Raw genomic sequence first — 22,848 nt, 5'->3', positions numbered from 1 at the left:
TTAAAATATATAGCTATTATTGTTTTAATATATGCTCTTTATGTTGGTTTGGAAACTTGGTTTTCTTAGAATAAATAGTGATTAAAAAGCTTGGTAATAAGAACAAACTTCCACTTAAAAGCAAAATCATTACAAAAACGGTTAAAATTCCAAAATAAATTGTTGGAATAAAATTGCTACTCATCATAACACTAAAACCTAAAACTATGCTAATGGTGGTATAATAAAGTGCCGAACCTATACTAAGGTGAGAAATCATAATGGCTTCTTCTAGGCTTTTGTTTTTAATTTCTTCCCCAAAACGATAAATATAGTGCAGGGCATCATCAACGCCTATACCTATAGCAATAGCAGCTATAGTAATACTCATCATATCCAAAGGAATACCTAAAAGCCCCATAAGAGCAAAAACCACGCTTAAAGGAATAACATTTACTAATATGGCTGCAACTGAAAATTTTAAATCTCTAAAAACAATGATAAAAAGTATAAAAATAGTTAAAATTACAAATATAAGAGTATCAAATTGCGATGAAAAAAGACTTTGAAGCATATTATTATAAAGCACCATTATACCTGTGATTTGTACTTCTACTCCATCGTTTTTTACAAGCTCGTTGAGCTGTTTTTTAAGATCTATTAAAAACTCATTACGTCTTAAATTCGGATCAGAGTCAACAATACGCATACTAAATCTTAACTCGTTATTTTCTATACTTACAAAAGGCGAAAGCAAGTCTTGTTTAAATTTAGCAGGTAAATTCTCATTTAAAAATGCAAGGGCAAAATCATCTAACTCTTTTCCATCGTTGATATTTTTCCCTAGGGTTAAAAGACTATTAAGACTTAAAACCGAACCTACAAATTCTTTGTTTTCTAAAAATTCATGAACTTTTTTTGCAATGCGTGTTTTTTTAGAGTCAAACCAATAAGTTTCTTGTGTGGCTAAATTTTCAAATTCACTTTCAAAACTATCAAGAGTATCGCTTGTATTTTGATTGTTTTTATTATTTTGAAAACGAATGATTACTTCTAAAGGCAAGGTTCCACCTAGATTTTTATCAATAACCAAAAGTCCTTTTTTGATTTCACTACCATCTTTGAAATAATTGACAAAAGAATTTTCAACTCTGAGTTTTGAAATGCCTATTAAAGCTAAGATTATAGCAAGAACTGAAATTCCATAAATCATGCGACGCTTTTTAGGATCAAGAGCGGTTTTAGCACAAAAGGCTAAAAGATTAAATTTAAACTCTTTTTTATGATAATTTTTTGGTTTTAAAAGAACTAAGATACTTGCTAAAAACAAATAACTAAAGATAAGAGCTAAACCTATACCTATACTCATCATAATGCCAAGTTTTATGATAGGTTCGATATTTGATAGGATTAAAGAAAAAAATCCTATCATCGTTGTAACAATGGCATAAAGGCTAGGATTTGCTTTGGCTAGTAAGGTTTCAAGCACTATGCGCTCAACTTTAGCTTTGGGATGATTTTGGGTGCTTTCGATAAAATGCGTGATCAAATGAACAACTACACTTAAGGTGATAATTAAAACTAAAGCAACGTAATTTGATGAAATAACTGTGATTTGAAAATTTAAAAGTGCAAAAACTCCACTAGCCGCACTTAAGCTTATAAAACAAATAAAAAGAGGTAAAAAAACAAAACGCCATGAACGGAAAAAATAATAAAGTGCAAGTCCTAGTAAAAATACAAGAGAAACACCATAAAGCACAAGATCAGATTTTATATAAGCTATCATATCATCAGCGATCATGCTTACACCACCAAGGTAGAGCGTATCTTTATTTTTTTCATAAGTGCGAACTATGCTTTTAATAGTATCTAGACTTTGTTTCGTGATAACTTTTTGCTTGTCTTGATGTTCTTTTATGGCAAGACGAATTTGATCTTTTTCTTTTTCATCGGTAGCAAGATCGCGTTTTTCTATAAGATTATTATAAACTGTATCAGGCTTTAAGTAAATAATAAGCCCTGTTACTTTTCCATCTTTTGAGATGATATTATTTTTATAAAAGGGACTATTTAAAATTTCATTTTGGGCTTTTGTGCGGTTTATATCTTGGCTTTCTATATTTGGGATATTTTTTAAAAGTTCTTTTAAATGCGTATTTTGCGAACTTTGAAGCAAAGGGGCATTGATGATACTAAAAACGCGTTCTACTAAAGGAGCCTTTTCTAATTCTTCATGAAGTTTTTTTAATTTGGCTAAATTTTCATTTGAAAAAGGTTTTTCATCATAGGGTTTGAAGGCTAAAAGTAAAAAATTATCACTTTTATAATGTTTTGAAATTTCTCTAAAAGTTTTTAAATCTGCATCATCTTCTAAAAGTAAACTTTCAGCACTTGCATCTACACTAAGCTTAAAAGCAAAAAAGCTTAAAAACAGGCATATAAACAAGGTTCCAAAAAAAGTACTTTTTGGACGAGAAATAAAAAACTTTAAAAGCTTTGCAAACATTATTCTATGACAATACTTTCAAGTTTTTGAAGCAGGGCATCAAAGCCTTGGTTGGCTAAAATATCTCCAAATTGTGATCTATAAGTTTGTACTATACTCACGCCTAAAACATCTACATCATAAATAAGCCAGTTGTTATTATCATTGTAAAATTTGAAAATGATATTTTTTTCTTCCCCATCTACTACCATAGAAGTAGTTAAAAAATAGCGTTTTTCATTTTTTAACTCACCATTTTTGACCTTTAAAACCTGATCTTTATAAAGACTGAGTTTATCGGTAAAACTTTTTTTAAGACTTGTTTCAAAGGCTGTGGTAAATTTTTCTTGTTCTTTTGGGGTTAATTTAGAATAGTTTTTCGAAAGACTGAGTTTTGCCATGAGTTTATAATCTATTATGCTATCAAAAAGTTTAAAAATTCCATCAGCAGCTTGTTTTTTGTCTTCTTTGCTATCTTGTAAAAGTTTTAAGCTTGCATCAATGTTTTTTTGCATAGTACTAGAAATTTCATCTAGTTGTAAGGCAAAAGCATTAAAAAATAAAGCCAAGATTAAAAATATTTTTTTCATTATTTTCCTTTATTTGCTAAGTTCATTGCGTCTTTGCTCGTAAGCATCACGCAAGAATGGATATAAATTAGGCGTGTTGTGATAAATTTCATCAATTTCATCGAGTCTAAAACTAAGTTCATTACCAAATCCATAAGCACTTATAGCTATACTTGCCCAAGTAGGATCAATGTAAGCGGTAAAAGTTGCATACCAAGTTGCAGGTAAAGCAAGAGTATCTCTAAGATTACTAGGGCCGAGTATAGGTAAGACAATATGAAAACCGCTTCCTATGCCCCAGTGAGCTAAAACAGTTCCTAAGTCCGCGGGATGTTTTTTAAGACCCATTTTTGATGCCACATCCATAAGTCCACCAAAACCCATAATGGTATTGGCGGTAAATCTTTTAAATTCTTCTCCAGCTTCTTCAAATTTAAACTGCAAAACATTGCCTACAAAACGCAAAGGAGCAAGTAAATTATCAAAGAAATTTCTTACTCCTAATCTTATAAATTCAGGGGTCATGGCGTTATAGCCCTTAAGAACGGGACGCAAACCATAATCATACAAAGCCACATTAAAGCTTGTCATAGCTTTGTTATATCCTGAAAGTGGATCGTTTACTTGATAGTTTTGGTATTCTTGTTCAAAATCATCTAAATTTTGTTCTTTAGCAAAAGCAAAAATAGTAAAAAAAATTAAAATAAAAGATATAAATTTTATTCTCAAGCAAAAACTCCTAAAAATTTTAAAAGTAAGATTATAGCAAATTTTTAATCAAGATTTATATCCCAGTAAAAATCCACCCATTCAGTAGCTTCTTTTACTTTAAAATCAGGCTCCAAAAGAGCGGTTTTTTTGTAAAAAATGGTTGCAATTTTAAGTTCTATATGGGGAAATTTTTCAAGCAAAACTTTTTTTATTTCTACTAAACTTTCTCCACTATCTACTATATCATCAATGAGTAGAATTTTTTTGTGCTTGCTTAAATCAGGAATGTTAAAAATTTCAATAGTATCAAGTTTTTTTGTATCATCGTAATGAATTGAGTTTAAAGCAAAAAGCTGACGTGTTTTCAAAGCTACTGCTAAAGAGTGTCCTAAACTCATTCCTCCTCTTGCTATAGCTAAAAGTGCATCAGGGTTAAAATCTTTTTTAATTTCTTTAGCAAGAATTTTTACATCTTCTTTAAATTCTTCATAGGAGTAAAATATCATTATATATCCTTAATTTATTGTAGTGCCATAAGTAAAAAATTACCCAAAGATAATAAACTTAAAACTATAATGCCAAGATTGATTTTATCCCATTCGCGTTTAAAAATTCTTACAAGCAAATAAGAAAGAAAACCAAAAGCAAAACCTGTGGTGATAGAGTAAGTAAAAGGCATCATGATAATAGTAAAAAAGCTTGCTACAGCTATAGCACTATCTTTAAAATCTATATTTTTAACTTCCATAAACATTAAAATTCCAACCATTACAAGTACGGGGTATATTGCGTTTGCAGGAATGGCTTTAAAAAGTGGCAGTAAAAAAAGTGTAAAAGCAAAACAAATAGCTACAACTAAAGCTGTAAGCCCCGTTCTTCCCCCGCTTTCAACCCCTGTAGTGCTTTCTACAAAAGCTGTAACTGTAGAAGTGCCTGTCATAGCTCCTAAAGCCGATCCTGTTGCATCTGCCATTAATGTTTTGCTTAGTTTTTTTTCTCCATTTTTTGGATCATCAAAAATCTTTCCTCTTTCACCCACACCTGTGATAGTTCCTATACTATCAAAAAGTTGAGTGATAAAAAAAGTAAGAATTATAGGTATCATAGTAATATTTAAGGCACTTTTGATATCAAGTTGTAAAAAGATGACTCCTAGGCCATTTTCCATGCTAAAATTTGGCAAAGAAAAGATTTGCACAGGAAAACTTGCATTGTCTAAATGGAAAATCCAAGCAATAATAGAGCTTGCTAATACCCCCAAAATAAAAGCTCCGCGAAGTTTTATAGCCCAAAAAAAGATGATTAAAGCTAGAGTGAAAATTCCAAAAAGCACATGAGGACTTTTGAAATTTCCTATGCTGACTAAAGTATCTTTATTATGCATGATCACACCCATTTGACTTAAGCCTAAAAATGCAATAAAACAACCTATACCGGCACAAATTGCAAGACGTAAATCTTTTGGGATATTACGGATTACCCAAAGGCGAAAATGCGTAAAAGAAAGTATGAGAAAAATAATACTTGAAATAAAAACAGCTCCTAAGGCACTTTGCCAAGCTATGTTTTGACCTAAACAAACTGCAAAGGTAAAATAAGCATTTAAACCCATTCCAACACTCATAGCTACAGGAGTATTGGCAAAAAAAGCATTAAAAGCACTTGCAACTATGGTGATTAAAGCTGTTGCGGTGATTAAAGCTTCTATAGGCATTCCTGTATTTCCTACTATGCTAGAATTTACAGGGATAATATAAACTATAGCCAAAAAAGTAGTAAGCCCTGCTATAACTTCAGTTTTAAAACTCGTATTGTTTTCTTTGAGTTTAAAAAAGTCCATTTTTTCTCCTTAGTAGGTTTTTAGCTCGTTATACAAACTATCGCGTTCTACAGGAATAAGATTTGAAGTTTTTATCATATCGATAAAAGTTTTTAAACTTGTGCCTTTGGCAGATTTTGCACCACCTGCGCTTTGTATGCTTTCTTTTTCTATGGTGCCGTCTAAATCATTAGCTCCAAATTCTTGTGCTACCATGGCTAAATTTAAAGTCATTGTTGCCCAGTAAGCTTTGATATTTTTAATATTATCAAGCACCAAACGAGCAATGGCAATGGTTTTTAAAATTTCTTCACTATCTATGATTTTATCAGTTTGTATAAAGCTATTATCCCTTTGCCAAACTAGAGGGATAAAAGCATTAAATCCACCGGTTTGATCTTGAAGATCACGCAGTCTTAACATATGATCGACCCTGTGATGTCTTTCTTCTATATGTCCAAAAAGCATGGTAGCATTACTTTGTTTGCCTTTTTCATGCCAAAGTTTATGAATTTTAAGCCAATTTTCACTGCTAACTTTTCCATGACAAATTTTCTTACGCACTTCTTCATCAAAAATTTCAGCTCCACCGCCTGGCATGGAATCAACGCCGTATTCAAGCATTTTTTCTATCACTTCTTCATAGCTCATTTTAAAACGACGATGTAAAAAATCAATCTCAGCAGCAGTCATAGCTTTTACATGAAGATTAGGATATTTTTCTTTTATCATTTTAAAAATTTCTAAATACCATTGCCAAGTTGTATCTTTGTTATGAGCTGAAACGATATGTACTTCTTTGGTTTCTCGTTTTACGGTTTCATCAACAATTTTCATGATTTCTTCATGAGTCATCAAATAAGGATTAGGATTTTTTCGGTGTGCTGAAAAGGCGCAAAATTTACAGGTATCTGCACAGATATTAGTTGGATTGATATGACGATTGATATTAAAATAAACTTTTTTTCCATGAAGTTTGGTGCGTTTTTTATGGGCGTATTTGCCTAGGGTAAAAAGATCTAAATCCCAAAGTGCATTGGCTTCTTCTTGATTTAATCTTTCTTCATTTTCTAGTTTGGTAATTAAATTTTTCATTTTAATTTTACTCTTTTGCTGTTTTTAAATAAAGCATTATAATTTTTGCTTACTGAAAAAGAGTTTATAGAAAAAGCCAAAATAAAAGATATTTTTGTTAAGATTATTATTAAAATATTAAAATTTAAAGAGAGTGGAAATTTTGTTAAATAAAGAATTAGAAATTTTTAAAAAAAATCTTAGTTCCTATACCCAAAGTTGTAGAAAATTTTTTCTTAAGCAAGGGGCGTTTAGCTTATATCATTCTAAAAATATGGATAATTTCATAAAAAAAGCTTATGATATAGTTCTTAAAGATTATTTTGATGATTTTTCACCTCCAAGTGATAATATCCCTTTTTGTGTTTTAGCAAGCAAAGCATATGCAAATAATAGTCTTTGTTTTAATGAAAGCATTTCTTTGATTTTTGTTTATAAAGATATTAAGGCTTTTCATTTAAAACCTATGATTAAGGCTTTTATCGAAATTTTAAATGATGCACATTTGCAAATTGATTTGGTTGTCTTAGAATTTAATGGACTTTATAATGCTAGCAATGAGCTTAAGACTTCTATAATACAAACTCGTTTTATATGTGGTTCTAGGATTTTATTTAAAGGGATTAAGACGAAATTTGAGAGTATTTTAGAAGAAAATAAAAATGATTTTGCCAAGCTTTTGCTAGAAAATTTTAAAGAATTTGATATTCCATTTATAAAGCAAGAATTTAATATCTTAAAAGATTTTGGCGGATTAAATCATTTAAGATCCTTAGAGGGTTTGCTTGTTCTTTTTAAGACTTCTCCAAAAAATTATGCTTTAAATTTTATAGATGAAAAAAATTTAAGCGAGTTACGTTTAGCTGGAGACTTTTTACTTTCTTTAAAATCAGCGATGAATTTATTAAGTGCTAAAGATGAGGATGAATTTTTACTTATTAATGTTCATGATTTGAGTGAATTAATGTATAAAAAAGCTAAAAAACATTTTGGAGCAAATGAGTTGTTGGTTCAAAAAGCTTTGCAAAGTATGCATACTATAGGTTTTTATACACACTTTTTAGCAAAGCAAATTCAAGATGGATTAAATCATGCTCTTAAACAAGAATATAAATTTAAAACTCTTGTGGAAGTTTTAGAATACTTATTAAAACTTGAAGATAAACAGGTTATTTTCGATCTTAACTTAGTTTTTGCCCTAAGAAGATTGAAATACGGTAAAAAAGATATAGAAAAAGCTTTAATACTTTTTGAGAAAATTTTTTATAAAAGGCATAGTTTTTGTGTTTTAAAACTTTTGCTTGATAGTGGAATTTTAAAAGATTTATGCAAGCCTTTTTGGACAGTTCGTTTTTTAAGCGATGAAGAAGGAAATTATAGTTTTGATGAGCAAGTTTTTCTTATGTTAAGTGAATTTGAAAAATACGAAGATGAGCTTGAGATACTCCAAAAACTTAAAACCGATGAAAAAATGATTTTAAAGCTTGTGATACTTTTAAGCGCTATAGAAAGTGAAAATGAAATTTCTTTAGCAGGCATATATAGAGCGTATTGCTCCAAATTTGATTTAAAGAATGAAATTTTAGAATGGGGTCTTAAAATATTTAAAAACAATAATGCCTTAAAAGATCTTGTAGAAAAAGAAGATATATATAATCCTATTGTTGTAAGTAGTTTGGTTTCTAAATTAGAAAATTTAGAAAATTTAGAGCTTTTATACACTTTAACTTGGCTAAAGGCTAAGGCTTTAAATTACAATGCTTTTTATTTTAGAGTTCTTGATAAACTTTTAGAAAATGCAAAACAAGGTTTTGAAGATGAAAATCTACTTGAAGAAAGCGCGAGAAGAGTAAAAAAAGAATTAACACTTAAAAGAAGTAAGATTTTTTTAGAACAAGATGAAATTTTGCAAGATAAAATCATACATATCAAATCAAATCTTTTTATTATAAAAAATACTTTTGAAGATATTGTTATGATTTCTAAATTAGCCAAAGAAAATGATTTTAAATTTTGGTTTAGCAATGAAACAAATCTTAGTTTGCAAATTGTTGCACCACTTCATTTTAATATTGCCATTATTTTAAGTTCTTTAACAAATTTAAATCTTATTTTCATGAATTTTTTTGAACTTTTTGATGATAAAATTTATTTAAGATTTGAATATGATAATATTATTAGTGATGAGCAAAAACTAAAACTTTGCGAGCTTTTAAATTCAAATCTTTCTGGTTTTAATTTGAAAAAAATTAAAAAGCCAATCATTAAAAAAGATGAGTTAAAATTAGACTTAAATTATTCTAAAATGTATGCCAAATTAGGTCTTAATACTAAAGATCAGCAGGGTTTAATGGCGTATTTGATGAATGTTTTTAATGAACTTGAACTTGTTTTATGCGCAGCAAAAATTCAAACCATAAGACAAAGGACGCGTAATATTTTTATTTTTCAAAAGAATGAAAAACTAGAACATAGCGAGCAAAAGTTAGTTAATTTATTAATAAGTGAGTAAAAAATGTGTGGAATTGTAGGCTATATAGGAAATAATGAAAAAAAACAAATTATACTAAATGGACTTAAAGAATTAGAATACCGTGGCTATGATAGTGCGGGTATGGCAGTGATGCAAGAAGGAGAGCTTAGTTTTTTTAAAGCTGTAGGAAAACTTGAAAATTTGGCGAATAAATGCACGGATTTTGAAAGTCAAGGTTATGGTTTTGCTATAGGTCATACAAGATGGGCAACTCATGGTAAGCCTACTGAAATCAACGCACATCCTCATTTGGGACAGTATTCTTGCGTGATTCACAATGGTATTATAGAAAATTATAAAGAAATCAAAGATAAACTTGAAAAAGAAGGCGTGAGTTTTTTAAGCCAAACAGATACTGAAGTTATTGTTCAGCTTTTTGAATTTTATGCAAGAAATTTGGGAGTTTTTGAAGCTTGGCAAAAAACCATCAAAGAACTTCGCGGTGCTTTTGCTACTTTGTTAGTAACAAAAAAAGATCCCCATCATGTGTATTTTGCAAAAAATGCTGCTCCTTTGATTATCGGTAAAAATGCAAATAAAGAATGGTATTTTTCTTCAGGTGATGCACCTTTGATAGGAAGTTGTGATGAGGTGATGTATCTTGAAGATTTAAGCTTGGGATACGCGAGTAAAGATGAGCTTGTCGTTTATGAAAATGATGTTTTAAAATCACTTTGTTTTTCTAAGCTTTCAGGCGATAAGGCTTATGCAAAAAAAGACGGCTTTCGCTTTTTTATGGAAAAAGAAATTTATGAACAAAATCGCGTGATGAGTGAAGTTTTAATGGGGCGTATTCAAGGCGATGAAGTCGTTTTTGATGAGCTAAACAATGAAGATTTAAGTCAAGTAGATGAAATCACGCTTTGTGCTTGTGGAACAAGCTATCATGCTGCAATGGCAAGTGCTTATTTGTTTGAAAGAATTGCTAAAGTTAAAGCTAAAGTAGAAATTGCAAGTGAATTTCGATACCGTGAAGCAATTATAAAAAAAGATTCTTTATTTATTGTTATTTCTCAAAGTGGAGAAACAGCAGACACTTTAGAGGCTTTAAAGATTGCAAAAGAGCAGGGTGCTAAGACTTTTGCAATTTGTAATGTGGATAATTCTAATATAGTGCGTTTAGCACATCTAAGCCTTTTAACTCGTGCGGGCATAGAAAAAGGAGTTGCTTCAACTAAAGCTTTTGCCACTCAGGTTTTAACACTTTGGATGCTTGCTATTTTTATGGCACAAAAAAGAAATTTAAATGTTTCTGCTGAAATTAAAGCGCTTTTACATACTCCAAATTGTGTGAGTGTAAAACAGGCTTTACATGAAAAAATTCATCGTTTATCCAAGCGTTATTTAGATGGACATGGCTTTTTCTTTATAGGTAGAGATGTGTTTTATCCTTTGGCCTTAGAAGGAGCTTTAAAACTTAAAGAATTATCTTATCTTCACGCTGAGGGTTATCCTGCAGGAGAGATGAAACATGGCCCTATTGCTCTGGCTGATTCTAAACTTTATACTATAGCTTTAATGCCAAAGCATATGCTTTATGAAAAAACAAAATCAAATGTTGAAGAGCTTATTGCTAGGGATTCTACAGTGCTTAGCATTTCGCCTTTAGAATTTGATTTGAGTGATGATTTTATAAAAACCAATGAGCAAGATCATTATATGTGTGAATTTTTTGAAATGATGGTAATTACTCAACTTTTAGCAATGGAAATTTCTATAAGACTTGGTAATGATGTGGATATGCCAAGAAATTTGGCTAAAAGCGTAACAGTGGAATAATCCGTGCAGTTTAAAGAAACTGCACATAACTTTCAAATACTTCAAAAATTATAAATAAATTTTAAATTATAAGCTAATTTTATGCTTATTTTTGCTTAAATAATTCTAACAATATTTCTAGAAAGGAAACACTATGGAATACAGAGTTGAACATGATACCATGGGTGAAGTTAAGGTCCCAAATGACAAATATTGGGGAGCTCAAACTGAAAGAAGTTTTGAAAATTTCAAAATCGGTTGTGAGAAAATGCCAAAGGTTTTAATCTATGCTTTTGCAAATCTTAAAAAATCTTTAGCTTTAGTCAATAACAAACTTGGCAAACTTGATGATGCTAAAAAAAATGCTATAGTTCAAGCTTGTGATGAGATTATCGCAGGTAAATTTGATGATAATTTTCCACTTGCGATTTGGCAAACAGGTTCAGGTACGCAAAGCAATATGAATATGAATGAAGTTATTGCAAATCGTGCCACTGAAATCATGGGCGGAGATTTTCGAAAAGAAAAGCTTGTACATCCAAATGATCATGTTAATATGAGTCAAAGTTCAAATGATACTTTTCCAACTGCTATGAGTATTGTTGCGGTTGAGCAAGTAGAGAAAAAGCTCATCCCTGCGCTTGATGAGCTTATTGCAACTTTTGAAAAAAAAGTAAAAGAATTTGATGGTATTATCAAGATAGGACGCACGCATTTACAAGATGCTACGCCACTTACTCTAGCACAAGAATTTAGTGGATATCTTTCTATGCTTTTGCATTCAAAAGAGCAAATCATCGCTTCTTTACCAACTTTAAGAGAACTTGCCATAGGAGGAACCGCAGTAGGAACAGGGCTTAATGCGCATCCAGAATTAAGCCAAAAAGTAAGTGAAGAACTAACTCAACTTATAGGTACGAAATTTGTTTCAAGTCCAAATAAATTTCATGCTTTAACAAGTCATGATGCGATCAATTTCACTCATGGAGCAATGAAGGGTTTGGCTGCAAATTTAATGAAAATTGCAAATGATATAAGATGGTTAGCTTCAGGCCCAAGATGCGGTCTTGGTGAGCTTATCATCCCTGAAAATGAGCCAGGAAGTTCGATTATGCCAGGTAAGGTAAATCCTACCCAGTGCGAAGCTGTTACTATGGTTGCTGTACAAGTGATGGGAAATGATGCAGCTATTGGATTTGCAGCAAGTCAAGGAAATTTTGAGCTTAATGTGTTTAAGCCTGTGATTATTTATAATTTCTTGCAAAGTCTTGATTTGTTGGCTGATTCTATGCATTCATTCAATATCCATTGTGCTGTAGGCATAGAACCAAATCGTGCAAAAATCGATCATAATCTTCATAATTCTTTAATGCTAGTTACCGCTCTAAATCCACACATAGGTTATGAAAACGCTGCTAAAGTAGCCAAAAATGCCCATAAAAAAGGTATTTCTTTAAAAGAAAGCGCAATGGAGCTTGGTTTGGTTAGCGAAGAAGATTTCAATAAATTTGTTGATCCTACTAAAATGATAGGTCCAAAAGCCTAGAACATAAAACTTGCCTTTTTTAAGGCAAGTTAAATTAAATTCTTATCTTTTAAAATCACATACATTCTTAAAGTTGATACAAAAAAGGTTAAAATCGCAGGACCTAGTATAATACCCCAAAAACCAAAGGTAGAAATTCCTGCTATCATAGCCAAGAAAATTAAAAGTTCGTTGATTTTGGTTGGAGTTTTTACAAGTTTTTTGTTGATCCATTTGATGATTAAGGGTTTGATTAAAGTATCTGCTATAAAAGAAATTACAATTACAGAATAAATAAAAATAACAAGAGCTGAGTTAAGATTGTTTGAGGCAAATTCATAAAGACTTACAGGCACATAAATTAAAGCTCCTCCTATAGCAGGTATGAGAGAACTTACAGCAAAAATTACTCCCATTAAAATTCCATCATAACCATAAAATATTGTGATTAAACCAAAAAGTGCACCTTGAAATATCGCTACAATCACCATAGAGTAAAGCACAACAGCCATAACATTACCCACTTCGCTTAAAACATCATCGAGTTCTTTTTTATCAATAGGAATGATGGATTTAAGATAGATAACAAGTTCTGTTCCATATAGATTTGCAAAGAAATAAAACACGCAAATTAAAACCATATCTATAAGGAATTTAGCTCCTGATTTTGTAAAACTTGAAGCATAACTTAGGATTTGTTTGGAAATGCTATTTAAATCTATAGAAGCTAAAAATTCTTTGATTTTAGGTTCTAAAAAATTAAAGCTTTCAGGCAAGGTAAATTGATAGTTTTTGACATAATCAAGTGTTTGTGTGACTAAATTGATATCAAAATTCTTTAAAGCTTTGGCAAGTTCTATCATGGCATAAACAAAAGGTGCAAAGAAAAGCAAAACCATGCAAGCTGTTGTAAGAATGGAAGCTAAAAATTTATGTCCTTTAGTAAGATTTAAAAATTTCGCATTGATGTTTGAGGTAGCTACCGCCATTAAACTAGCTATGATAATCACAAGTAAAAAACCTTTAAAAAGATAAAGCAAAAGAAATAAAATAACTAAAATAAAGCTTATAAGAAAGATTTTTCCATTTTGCAAAATTTACTCCTCAAATAAAGTTTTTTCATAGTTTAATTTTAAAGCACTATAGCTTTTTGTGCTAGCTATACGTCCTTTTGCAGTGCGTTCTATATAGCCATTAGCAAGCAAATAAGGCTCAATTACATCTTCTATGGTATTTTCATCTTCGCTTAAAGCCGCAGCAATACTTGCAAGCCCGATAGGTTTTTGCTTAGCAGCGGTTAAAAGTTCAAGATATCTTAAATCCATCGCATCAAAACCAAGCTCATTCACTCCTAAAGAATTTAAGGCCTCATTAGCCCTTTTTTCTGTGATAATCTCTTCATCATTAACATCAGCAAAATCTCTTACCCTTTTTAAAAGCCTTAGGGCTATTCTAGGAGTTGAACGACTTCTTTTAGCGATCTCAAGTGCGGCTTTTTCTTCGCAAGTTTTATTAAGTTTTAAAGCTGCTTTTTGCAAGATGAGAGCAAGTTCGTTATCTTTGTAAAATTCTAATCTAAATTGCATACCAAAACGATCACGTAAAGGATTGCTAAGCATACCTGCACGCGTTGTAGCCCCTATGAGAGTAAATTTTGGTAAATCGATTTTTATGGTTTGGGCGGCTGGACCACTACCTATGATAATATCAAGGCGATAATCCTCCATCGCAGGGTAAAGTACTTCTTCGATAGCAGGGCTTAAACGATGAATTTCATCGATAAAAAGTATATCCCCTTCGCTAAGATTGGTTAAAATGGCTGCTAAATCCCCGCTTTTTTCTATCATAGGAGCGGCCGTTGTTTTGATATTTGCACCCATTTCATAGGAGATGATATTAGCTAGTGTTGTTTTTCCAAGTCCTGCAGGACCACTAAAAAGTATATGATCTAAACATTCATTGCGTTTTTTGGCTGCAGCTATAAAGATATTTAAATTTTTTTTAATGCTTTCTTGACCTATATAACCATCAAAATTTGAAGGACGCAACGAAGTTTCATAAGTTTCGTCAAAGGAGTATTTTTCTATTTCTACTATTCTATCCATATCTTTGCTTATATTTTGGAAAAATTAAAATAAGATTTTAGCTAAAATTTGCTAGAATTTACATTAAACTTTAATGATTATGGTTTAAAAATGGGAATTTTAACAAAATTAGAATTAGATTATGAAATTGACGATATAGAAAAATTTTTACAATTTTTTAGAACCATGTGCGATAGGTTTGAACCTTTAATCATCAAGCTTGGAAGCGATAGTGTGCGTTATAAAGAAGCCATAAAAGAGCTTGAAACTTTAGCACACAATACCGCTTGGGCAGCAAGACGCTTAAATCTTGAAGAAGTGACTGATTTTTGCGTATTTTGCGAAGAGATGATGGCACAAGCAAATCGCTTTAACGGGCCTGCTAGTGATGAATTTACGGATTGGATGCTTTTGATGAGTGATCAGTTTGAAAAATATTGTCGTTCATATGAAAATGATGATTCTGTTTTAGCGGTTTTTAATCCTTTAATTGTTAATGTTCCAAATATTATTTCTAAATAAGGGAGCGACTTGGCTTCGACAGGAGTAAGTCTGCTTAGATGGCATGTCGCTTTGGGCAAAGCGTAAAAAGCCCAAATAAAATTAAACGCAAACAACGTTAAATTCGCTCCTGCTTACGCTAAAGCTGCGTAAGTTCAGTCGAGCCTGAAATTTAAGTCATACTATCTAGCTTAATTTTCGGTCATTTTTGATAGTGTAGCCTTGCGTTTGACAAGCGTTTAGGTGAAATAAAGTCTTAGCCTTGCTTTTGAGTTTTGGAAGATGAGCGAAGTAGGGTGAAGTAGTCATCTTTACTAAGCATGTAGAGGTCTTTGTGGGATTATTTTTGGACAGGGGTTCGATTCCCCTCGCTTCCACCAGTTTTAAAATTAATATTTATTGAAATTTGAAGATTAATAAAAATTCATAGTTTAAAGTTTTTAAGGTATAAAACCCTAAAAACTTTTAGTTTTCTTTGAAAAGTTTGGAAGCTAAGTGCGTTGCACGACTTTGATCTGTATCTTTTTTAAGTGTTTTATAAATTTTACTTACATATTCTTCTAAGGTTTGTTGAGAATCTATGGTTTTTTCAGAAGAAGGAATTTTTTCATATTCTCCATTGTTTTTAAGCTCATAAGCTAAAACATTATCGCTAAGCTGTAAGCGTAAAAATTGAGCTAATTTAGCTTTGCTTCTTTCATCATATATAGGAGTCATAAGTTCTAAGCGACGCTCTAAATTTCTTGGCATCCAATCTGCACTCGATATAAAATAATTTGGCTCACTATGTTTAAAATAAAATACTCTAGCATGTTCTAAGTATTTTCCTATGATGCTTCTAACGCGTATGTTTTTGCTGTATTCTTCATCAGGTTTTAAGCAACAAATTCCGCGTATGATAAGATCGATTTGCACTCCTTCCATACTTGCTTCATAAAGAGCTTGTATGATATCACTATCTACAAGAGAGTTCATTTTAGCTACAATCACACCTTCATTTTTCTTGCTTGTTTCAATGCGTATCATTTCTAAAACTTTTTCTTTGATTTGATTTGGACTCATTGAAAGAGTTTGAAGACGACGGTTTTTACTAAAGCCTGATAAGATATGAAAAAATTTTGTCGTATCTCTTGCAAATTCTACTTTGCTTGTAAAATAACTCACATCAGTATAGATTTTAGCACTGCTTGCATTGTAATTTCCTGTGCTTAAATGCATATAAAATTTAAGCTTATCCCCTTGTTTGCGTATGACTTGAGAAACCTTAGCGTGGACTTTAAAACCTGTAATGCCATAAATAACATGAGCTCCGGCATTTTCTAAAGCTTTCGCCCAATGAAGATTATTTTCTTCATCAAAACGTGCTTTTAATTCTACCATCACAGTTACTTGTTTTCCATCGCTTGCAGCATCAATTAAAGCTTGAACTATATTGGAATTTTTTTCAACTCTATAAAGTGTCATTCTTATGGAAATTACTTCAGGATCTTTGCTTGCTTCTTTGATAAATTTATAAACTGGATCAAAACTTTCAAAAGGTTGTATGATGAGTATATCTTCTTTTTCTACAGCATCAAAAATAGATAAATTCTCATCAAAAGGTGGTAAAGTTTTAGGCGTGTAAAGTGGGCTTAAAAGATGTGTAAAGGTTTTATTTCCTGCGATTTGCCAAAGGCTAGGGAGATTGAGTAAAATAGAATATTCATAAACATCTTTATGAAAAATTTTCATGTGAGTATTAAGAAATTCTACGATTTGCTCATCTGCATCTTTTTGAATTTGCAATCTTACAAAAGCTCCTTTTCTGCGAAGCTTCAAGCCTTGCTCTAAAATCATCATAAAATCATCAGCTTCTTCCTCTTCTATTACTATATCTGCATTTCTAGTCACTCTAAATGCTGCTGAAGCTAAGAGTTTATAGCCTGGAAAAATTTCTTCTGCGTGTTGATGGACTATACTTTCTATAGGAACATAAATATTTGCACTTACTTCATAAAAACGAGGTAAAACTCTTGGAATTCTAATCATTCCAAATTTTACAAGTTCAGGATGTGCTTTATCACAAATTTTAACCGCTAGTGAAAAAGATAAGTTGTTTAAATGCGGAAAAGGGTGAGTCGCATCAACAGCTATTGGAACAATAACAGGAAAAATATTAGAGAAAAAATACTCATCACATTTTTGTTTTAAATTTTCATCTAAATTCTCATAATGCTTTATGAAAAGATTTTCTTTTTCTAATTCACTTGTGATTTCATTAAAATAATGCTCCAAAAGCTCTTTTTCTTGGTGTAAATATTTGCGTATGGCTTTTAATTGTTGTAAAGGGGTCATTTCATCGCTACTGCTTGCATTAACTCCAGCTGAAAAAAGTTGTTTTAAGCCTGCAACGCGTATCATATAAAATTCATCTAAATTAGTGCAATATATAGCTATAAATTTTAATTTTTCTAATAAGGGTAAATTTTTAGAACATTGGTCTAAAACACGAGAATTAAAGCGAAGCCAAGAAAGTTCGCGATTGATAAACATATCAGGACTTATTTGCATTAATTTTTCCTTTTTTTGTTATATTTTATCATTTATTTTAAAATTATTGAATAAAAGTTTCAAATTTTTTAGGTTAATTAAGAGTAAATATATCTTTAAAATTATATTAAATTCATCTATGTTAAAATTACAAAATTTATTTCTGGGAAATTCTGTGACATTATTGTTCTATTGAAGATTTTAAGAAATGATAATTTTAAGGAGGAAAATTTTGAAGAAAACTTCGAATCTTTTTACTATTTTTCTTGTTTTGCTTTTTGTTTTCTTTGCGGTTGGGTTTTATACTTTTTATAACGCTAAGGGCACATCTTATTTAAGCAATGCAAGCGAATCTTGTAATAACTGCCATATTATGAATGAAGTTTATAATGAATACATGGCAGGGCCGCACTCTCAAAAAGTCAAAGGCGAACCTAGGGCAACTTGCGTGGATTGCCATTTGCCACATAATTTTGTAGCTAAATGGATAGCTAAAGCGCAAAGTGGTTTAGGGCATGCTTATGCTTTTACTTTTAAACTTGATGAGTTGCCTACAAATTTGAGTGCGACTGAAAAAAGCAGAAAAATGGTGCAAGAAAACTGCATACGCTGTCATGCAGATTTTGCTCAAACAGCTATCAATGCTACAACAAATCCACATGCAGACAAGTCATTAAATTGTGCTTCTTGTCATAAAGATGTTGGACATAAACACGGAATTTAATAAGGAGAAGATGAATGAAAAAAAATATTTTACGCTTGGGTATTGTTGTTTTGGTTTTACTTATAGCGGGAGTTTTATGGCTAAATAATGATATCAATCAAAAAAAAGAAGATGAAGCAAATAAAAATGCTATTGCAGCAAATGCTGATTTTTCTTTGCTTAGCGATGATGATCCAAATTTTGAAAAATGGGGTAAGGTTTTCCCAGAGCAACTAAAAATGTATTTAACAGTTGAAAAAGAAGAGCCTAAGGCTACTGAGTTTGGTGGTAATTTAGCTTATTCAAAATTGATTCGCTTTCCTCAATTAACCATACTTTGGGCAGGATATCCTTTTAGCCTTGATTTCAATGAAGAAAGAGGGCATTTTTGGGTTCAAGTAGATCAAATGAAAACAGCAAGAAACAACAAAGATTTTCTTAATGCCCATGGACTTGCTGCTTTTAAAGGTCAACCTGCAGCTTGTATGAATTGTCATAGTGGATGGACTCCATGGCTTATAAAAAATGTTGCTAAAGGGGATTTTACTGCTTTTAATTCTACAAATTATTGGACTATGATTAAAAATATCCCAGCTGTTGATGGTATAGTAGAAAATTCACCTGAACATGCAGGCCCACATGGTGGTAAAAGAATGGGCGTAACTTGTGCAGATTGTCACAATCCAAATGATATGAGTTTAAGACTTACTCGTCCAGCAGCTATTAATGCTTTAGTTTCTAGGGGATATGAAAAAGATCCGGTACAAGGCGTAAAAGCTACAAGGGAAGAAATGAGAACTTTAGTTTGCTCTCAATGCCATGTTGAATACTATTTTAAACCAACAGGGGAAAAAGTAAAAGTAATGGGTGAAACTATTATAGATGATAGTTCTAAAAAATGGTGGAATGGAACTCAGAAAAATTATGATGAGTATGAATTTTGGAGAGATGGAAATAAAGCTAAAGAGATTGAAACCGATGGTATAGTTTTAACTTTTCCTTGGAGTGAGTGGAAAAAAGGACAACCATTTAGAATTGAAATGCTAGATGATTATTATGATAAAATTCGTGGAGTATTTGGAGCTGATTTTACTCATAAATTAACAGGGGCACAAATTATTAAAATTCAACACCCAGAAAGTGAACTTTATAGTGGCGGTGTGCATGCTGCAAATGGAGTAAGTTGCGTGGATTGTCATATGCCTTATGTTAGAGAAGGGGCTAAAAAGGTTACTCAACACAATATCACTTCTCCTTTAAGAGATATTAACTCTGCTTGTAAGTCTTGTCATAAACAAAGCGAAGATTATTTAAAAGCTCAAGTACTTGACATACAAAATAGCGTTGCACATGATCAAAGAACTGCAGAGTACGCAATTGTTAGTTTGATTATGGATACTAAAAAACTACGCGATGAATTAGGCAATATGGAAAAATTCCAAAGCGATGGAAAAGCTGATGCGAAAAAAATTAGCGAAGAACTAAAAGAAGTTTTAGAACTTCATCGTAAAGCCCAAATGAGAGCGGATTTTGTTAATGCTGAAAACTCAACTGGTTTCCATAATCCTCGCGAAGCTTCAAGAATGTTATTGCAAGCTGTTGATATGGCAAGAATGGGACAAACTAAACTTGTAGAAATTGCGACAGCAAACGGAATTAAAGATTTTAAAACTTCAAATTTAGGTTTTGAAGATATTCAAAAATTTAATCCAGGAGAGCTTTACTATAAAGTAGATGTTAATGGCCATAAAGCTGGAGAGCGTTACTATGCAGATGAAAAAGATGTTAATGGTAATCCTCCAAAAGAACTTTTAGAGCATGATAAAGAGCTTGTTCCTTATAATTATCAAGTGATTGATAAAAAATAATTCTTAAGCCCTATAAATCATAGGGCTTTTTCTTTTATTTGTTTTAAAAAATATAAACTTTTTATTTGAAGTTCACTTTTACTTCACTTTGTTTTGTCAAAATATCACAAATTTTGATAATCAAAAAGGAGTTGAAATGATTAATAAAAATAAATTGTTTAGACAGGTTCATATCTATCTTAGTTTATTCTTCTTACCTTGCGCTTTTCTTTTTGCTTTAACGGGTATAGCATATATTTTTGGTATTAATCAAGATGTGGGTTTAAAAGTTGAGCAGTATCAATTGTCAAAAGTTATAGAAAGTGGTAAAGAAAGAGAAGCTTTAATAGAGTATTTAAAAACAAATGGTTTAAAAGTGCCATCTAATACAAATATAATTAAAAGTAAAGATAAAGGTATAACAATAGGTGGAACTCATTATAGTGTTAATATAACTCAAAATTCTACTAATGAATACAATATTACCTTAAAAACAAGATCTTTACTTGGAGATATGATTATGCTTCATAAAGATAAGGGTGCTTGGTATTTTTCTGTGCTTAGCGTAGGTTTTGGTATTACTTTATTTATGCTTTATATTTCAGGGCTTATGATTACTTTGTTTGCAAATAAAAAAGATAGAAGTAAACAATTTGCAGTTCTTGGAGTAGGGGTTGTTGTAACTTTGCTTTTGGCTTATCTTAGCCTTTGATTTTTCCTAGCTTTTTAAGCTAGGTATTATTTATTTTTTTGTATAATCACACTTTATTGGACAGATGGGTGAGCGGCTGAAACCACACCCCTGCTAAGGGTGCAGATCTTAACGGGTCTCGAGGGTTCAAATCCCTCTCTGTCCGCCACTAAAACTTTCTTGAAAATTCCAAGTATTTATATATCAACATTATATATTTGAAAAAAAGAATAATCTAGAACTATAATAAATAAATATTATTCTAAAATTGGAAAATAATCCATTAGAAAATAAGATATTTTGGAATTATTTAAGAAATTAGATGAAAAAGAATGCTAATATGGAAGTAAGAATTTTAAAAAAATAAAATATAAAATCAATCCCAAAGATTACTTTTATATATGCCTAAAATCACAATTTCATTTTTACTTTTATCGATAAGATAAGGGATAATATAACCTTTAAAAATCAAATCTCTTATATTTTCATTATCAAAAGACAAAGATTTTCTATTTTTATAAGGCGTAAAAGAAAGATTTTTACAAATTGAATTAATATCATTAAGAAATTCTTTAGCATAAAAAGAACTATCTAATTTTCTAAAATTAACAATATGCCTAAGCTCATTTTTAAATTTAGGAGTTGGAACAATTTTCATTTATTCTAAATCTTTTCTAATATCATTAAAAGTTTCATCAAAATCTAAAGTTTTTGATTTATCTTGCTTGTAAAGTTCTATATCCTTTTTATAACCGTCAATTCTTATTTTATGTTCTAAATAACTTAAAGCAAGTTCTAAAACTTCTTTTTCACTTAAATTGTTATCTTTGCAATAATTGGTTAAAAAATGTTGAGTTTCTTTTGAAAATTCTAAGTTCATTTGTTACTCCTTTTTAAAGATTTATTATAACATAAAAACATTTTTTATTTAAAAAAAAGGTTCAAATCCCTCTCTGTCTGCCATTAAAACTTTATTGAGAATTCCAAGTATTTTATTAAGTATCAAAGCAAGAGACTAGCCCTTGCGAGGTTGTATTATTTTACAGCGTTTTTGATTTCTAAAATCATAGTTTTTAAAGACTCTAGTCCATTTCCACTTGCTAAATACCAGTATTCTGGATCAAGATAGATGATTTTTTTGTTTTGTGCTGCTTTGGTTTTAGCAACAAGTGCATTATCGAGTATGCCTTGAGCGCGTTCTTTGTTGCCTACAATGATATTTCTATCAACAACAAAAATATAATCAGGATTTTTTTCTAGTATAAATTCAGAATTGATACTTTTGCCGTGTGTGCCTACTTTTATATTCTCATCTACTGCGTTAATCCCTAAAACATCGTGAATAATCCCAAAGCGAGATTGAGGGCCAAAGGCTGAAATTTTGTTAGAATTTGTAAGAACGATAAGAGCTTTTTTATCTTCATTAACTATGCTTTTGGCTTTTTCAATTTCATTTTTAATATCTGAAATTTTTTCCAAAGCTTCTTTTTCTAAACCATAAAGTTTTGCAACGCTTAAAACATTATTTTCAAAAGAGCTTAAAAAATTTGCATTATCAAGACCTACAAATAAAGTTGGAGCTATTTCTTTTAACTTATCATAAAATTTACTTTGGCGTCCAGAAATAATGATAAGATCAGGTTTTAAAGCATTAATGGCTTCAAAATCAACTTGTTGCACTCCACCTACACTAGGTTTGTTTTTAAATTGTTGTAGGTATTTTGGTAAATTTTTAGCAGGAACGCCTGCGACTTTATCGTTTAATTTTAAATCATCAAAAGTATCTAAAATTCCAAGATCCAAGATCACTACCTTAGAAGGATTTTTAGGGATTTTATTTTCTCCTAGACTATCCTTTACTAAAAAACTATCACCTTCATCGCTCATGCTGATAGGCAAAACTTTCACCGTAGCAGTGTTGGTTTTTGTTGTAGAGCTTGCGTTGTTTTCATTTGAGTTTGAATTACAAGCTGTTAAGATTAGACTTAAAAAAAATGCAAAAAATGCAAAAACTAAAGATTTTTTCATATTTTCTCC

Annotated in this window: 19 protein-coding genes, 1 tRNA gene and 1 other RNA gene; 9 read left to right on the top strand and 12 right to left on the bottom strand. The window is 31.0% G+C overall.

Annotated elements, in window-relative coordinates; genetic code table 11:
- Positions 1-16 precede the first annotated feature (16 nt).
- From AJ886_RS03135 to mqnE, 6 genes are read right to left on the bottom strand one after another with little or no spacing between them, the layout of a single operon-like run.
- On the bottom strand, positions 17-2,488 hold the full coding sequence (locus AJ886_RS03135; RefSeq protein WP_070287111.1) for an efflux RND transporter permease subunit: 2,472 nt from the start codon (positions 2,486-2,488) through the stop codon (positions 17-19).
- Complete coding sequence (locus tag AJ886_RS03130) at positions 2,488-3,057, bottom strand: ABC transporter substrate-binding protein (RefSeq protein ID WP_002893960.1); 570 nt, start codon at positions 3,055-3,057, stop codon at positions 2,488-2,490. Before AJ886_RS03130 ends, AJ886_RS03135 begins: the two co-directional genes overlap by 1 nt.
- Before the next feature lie 9 nt (positions 3,058-3,066).
- Positions 3,067-3,765: a VacJ family lipoprotein gene (locus AJ886_RS03125; protein ID WP_070287110.1), complete on the bottom strand. Its 699-nt coding sequence runs from the start codon at positions 3,763-3,765 to the stop codon at positions 3,067-3,069.
- Positions 3,766-3,809: 44 nt separating this feature from the next.
- Complete coding sequence (locus AJ886_RS03120) at positions 3,810-4,253, bottom strand: phosphoribosyltransferase (protein WP_002870634.1); 444 nt, start codon at positions 4,251-4,253, stop codon at positions 3,810-3,812.
- A 14-nt stretch (positions 4,254-4,267) separates the two neighbouring features.
- A complete protein-coding gene (locus AJ886_RS03115; protein WP_070287109.1) occupies positions 4,268-5,587 on the bottom strand; it encodes an NCS2 family permease in 1,320 nt (439 codons plus the stop codon).
- A 9-nt stretch (positions 5,588-5,596) separates the two neighbouring features.
- Entirely contained in the window at positions 5,597-6,661 is a 1,065-nt protein-coding gene (gene mqnE / locus AJ886_RS03110; RefSeq protein WP_070284116.1) for an aminofutalosine synthase MqnE, read from the bottom strand.
- Between the two features lie 142 nt (positions 6,662-6,803).
- Between mqnE and AJ886_RS03105 the strand changes: the two genes are divergently transcribed.
- The 3 genes from AJ886_RS03105 to fumC all read left to right on the top strand — a co-directional run bounded on the left by AJ886_RS03105 (position 6,804) and on the right by fumC (position 12,477).
- Complete coding sequence (locus AJ886_RS03105; RefSeq protein WP_070287108.1) at positions 6,804-9,152, top strand: nucleotidyltransferase; 2,349 nt, start codon at positions 6,804-6,806, stop codon at positions 9,150-9,152.
- A 3-nt stretch (positions 9,153-9,155) separates the two neighbouring features.
- The gene (gene glmS / locus AJ886_RS03100; RefSeq protein ID WP_070275966.1) at positions 9,156-10,952 is read left to right on the top strand and encodes a glutamine--fructose-6-phosphate transaminase (isomerizing); all 1,797 of its coding nucleotides are present in this window, start codon (positions 9,156-9,158) and stop codon (positions 10,950-10,952) included.
- A 133-nt stretch (positions 10,953-11,085) separates the two neighbouring features.
- Positions 11,086-12,477 (top strand): class II fumarate hydratase, encoded by a 1,392-nt coding sequence (gene fumC, locus AJ886_RS03095; RefSeq protein WP_002854099.1) that lies wholly within the window; start codon positions 11,086-11,088, stop codon positions 12,475-12,477.
- Between the two features lie 29 nt (positions 12,478-12,506).
- Here the strand turns inward: fumC and AJ886_RS03090 are convergent, their stop codons facing one another.
- Together AJ886_RS03090 and ruvB are read right to left on the bottom strand one after the other, a co-directional pair.
- The gene (locus tag AJ886_RS03090) at positions 12,507-13,550 is read right to left on the bottom strand and encodes an AI-2E family transporter (protein ID WP_044778858.1); all 1,044 of its coding nucleotides are present in this window, start codon (positions 13,548-13,550) and stop codon (positions 12,507-12,509) included.
- A 3-nt stretch (positions 13,551-13,553) separates the two neighbouring features.
- Positions 13,554-14,561: a Holliday junction branch migration DNA helicase RuvB gene (gene ruvB / locus AJ886_RS03085; protein ID WP_070287107.1), complete on the bottom strand. Its 1,008-nt coding sequence runs from the start codon at positions 14,559-14,561 to the stop codon at positions 13,554-13,556.
- 90 nt (positions 14,562-14,651) lie between these two features.
- On the opposite strand from ruvB, the gene AJ886_RS03080 reads away from it, so the two are divergent.
- Complete coding sequence (locus tag AJ886_RS03080) at positions 14,652-15,062, top strand: hypothetical protein (protein ID WP_002783915.1); 411 nt, start codon at positions 14,652-14,654, stop codon at positions 15,060-15,062.
- Positions 15,063-15,421, top strand: a transfer-messenger RNA (tmRNA) gene (gene ssrA / locus AJ886_RS03075). It abuts the gene before it with no gap.
- Positions 15,422-15,506: 85 nt separating this feature from the next.
- Here ssrA and AJ886_RS03070 read toward each other — a convergent pair.
- On the bottom strand, positions 15,507-17,591 hold the full coding sequence (locus AJ886_RS03070; protein ID WP_053872787.1) for an RNA degradosome polyphosphate kinase: 2,085 nt from the start codon (positions 17,589-17,591) through the stop codon (positions 15,507-15,509).
- A gap of 187 nt (positions 17,592-17,778) precedes the next feature.
- Here AJ886_RS03070 and nrfH point away from each other — a divergent pair, with 187 nt between their 5' ends.
- The 4 genes from nrfH to AJ886_RS03050 all read left to right on the top strand — a co-directional run bounded on the left by nrfH (position 17,779) and on the right by AJ886_RS03050 (position 20,980).
- A complete protein-coding gene (nrfH, locus tag AJ886_RS03065) occupies positions 17,779-18,294 on the top strand; it encodes a cytochrome c nitrite reductase small subunit (protein WP_010891930.1) in 516 nt (171 codons plus the stop codon).
- A 14-nt stretch (positions 18,295-18,308) separates the two neighbouring features.
- The gene (locus tag AJ886_RS03060) at positions 18,309-20,141 is read left to right on the top strand and encodes an ammonia-forming cytochrome c nitrite reductase subunit c552 (RefSeq protein ID WP_070287106.1); all 1,833 of its coding nucleotides are present in this window, start codon (positions 18,309-18,311) and stop codon (positions 20,139-20,141) included.
- 136 nt (positions 20,142-20,277) lie between these two features.
- Positions 20,278-20,832 (top strand): hypothetical protein, encoded by a 555-nt coding sequence (locus AJ886_RS03055; protein ID WP_070287105.1) that lies wholly within the window; start codon positions 20,278-20,280, stop codon positions 20,830-20,832.
- Positions 20,833-20,890: 58 nt separating this feature from the next.
- Positions 20,891-20,980, top strand: a tRNA-Ser gene (locus tag AJ886_RS03050).
- A 207-nt stretch (positions 20,981-21,187) separates the two neighbouring features.
- On the opposite strand, the gene AJ886_RS03045 is transcribed toward AJ886_RS03050, so the two are convergent.
- The 3 genes from AJ886_RS03045 to ceuB form a co-directional block, all read right to left on the bottom strand.
- Positions 21,188-21,469 carry a type II toxin-antitoxin system RelE/ParE family toxin gene (locus tag AJ886_RS03045; RefSeq protein ID WP_070287104.1) on the bottom strand — a complete coding sequence of 94 codons (282 nt, stop codon included), beginning with the start codon at positions 21,467-21,469 and terminating at the stop codon, positions 21,188-21,190.
- Complete coding sequence (locus AJ886_RS03040; protein WP_070287103.1) at positions 21,470-21,691, bottom strand: hypothetical protein; 222 nt, start codon at positions 21,689-21,691, stop codon at positions 21,470-21,472.
- Positions 21,692-21,846: 155 nt separating this feature from the next.
- Complete coding sequence (ceuB, locus tag AJ886_RS03035; RefSeq protein ID WP_002862029.1) at positions 21,847-22,839, bottom strand: enterochelin ABC transporter substrate-binding protein CeuB; 993 nt, start codon at positions 22,837-22,839, stop codon at positions 21,847-21,849.
- Positions 22,840-22,848 lie beyond the last annotated feature (9 nt).

This window comes from Campylobacter sp. BCW_6465, from assembly GCF_001762815.1.
In the GTDB taxonomy this organism is placed as follows: domain Bacteria; phylum Campylobacterota; class Campylobacteria; order Campylobacterales; family Campylobacteraceae; genus Campylobacter_D; species Campylobacter_D jejuni.
The sequence above is the reverse complement of the archived record's forward strand: the minus strand, read 5'-3'. Positions and strand labels throughout refer to the sequence as shown.